Annotated in this window: 1 protein-coding gene and 1 rRNA gene; both read left to right on the forward strand. The window is 58.2% G+C overall.

The genetic code is table 11. From position 1 onward, the window contains the following. The first annotated feature begins 24 nt into the window (after positions 1 to 24). Positions 25 to 137, forward strand: a 5S ribosomal RNA gene (gene rrf / locus P3W85_RS04510). A gap of 750 nt (positions 138 to 887) precedes the next feature. Then, positions 888 to 1,104 (forward strand): hypothetical protein (locus tag P3W85_RS04515; protein WP_276263879.1); only part of this gene is annotated, 217 nt, incomplete at its 3' end.

Consider the following 1,104-nt stretch of genomic DNA (forward strand, 5'->3'; position numbering starts at 1 on the left):
AGTCAGCGCGGCACACCGTTTATGCCTGGTGACCATAGCGAGTTGGAACCACCCCTTCCCATCCCGAACAGGACCGTGAAACGACTCCACGCCGATGATAGTGCGGATACCCGTGTGAAAGTAGGTAATCGCCAGGCTCTCCCTTGAAACCCCCCAGTACGATAGTACTGGGGGGTTTTGCTATTTAAGGTCTGAAAATGCATGCCACACACACATATGGCGTGCTTTGCACCGGACGGATCGCGCCTGCATAATCCCTACTCTGGCCGTTTCTGACCCCTCCAAAAACATTTGTGCTGCTGAGCTTTCAGCAGGAAAAATACCTCCAATACCTCCAGTTGCCCCAAAATGGGGTTGACAATCTTTTGCAGTCAAAGTCAGCAAGGGTTGGTACCCTATCGACCCGCCAACACATCTGTGGTGAAGCTGATCCATGACAACCCTTCTCGCCGTAATCGTAGCTTGTGGTGCCTTCCTCAGGCTCTGCATTGCCTCCCCATATGGTGGTGGGCTCATGCCCACCGGCGTAGACGAATGCGGCGGCGAGAACCATCGCGGCCAGGGATAGAGCGATAATGCTGCCCGGGTATACGGCCGCTATGTTATGTTCCGGGCCGTGGTCACCGGCATGTTGGTGAATCGATGATGCCCGGTCGCGCGGATTGTCGCTCCAACGATATCAAGCTCATTTGATCGAACCGGCCCTGGCCAGCGTATTCTTGGAGAATTACCTCAAAGGGCGTGTCTCGGGGGCATCCTGCTGGATGCAGTGAGCCGCATGGCTTGCTGAGGGGATTGGAAAATAAGAAAAGGGTCTGCAAGTGAGTCTGTTGCGATTGTACGGCGCAATGCGCCGCGTGCCGTCCATGGTGGAGGCGATCCAGGCCATGCCGATAGCGAGGGCATCACTGGGCTTGCTGCTCGCCGTGCTTGCCGCCTGGCAATGTCCAGCGCATGCGCAGGTGGTGCCTCCGGCGGCAGCCCGGGCTCCCAATATTGCCTTCCACTACGGCAGCAAGCCGCCGGTGGACGCTCTCCAGGCCTTCGATATCGCGGTGGTCGAGCCGGACAGCGGCTTCGATCCGCGGCGCGTGGCCACCCCCA

This window comes from Cupriavidus basilensis (genome assembly GCF_029335485.1).
GTDB classification, from domain to species: Bacteria; Pseudomonadota; Gammaproteobacteria; order Burkholderiales; family Burkholderiaceae; genus Cupriavidus; species Cupriavidus basilensis_E.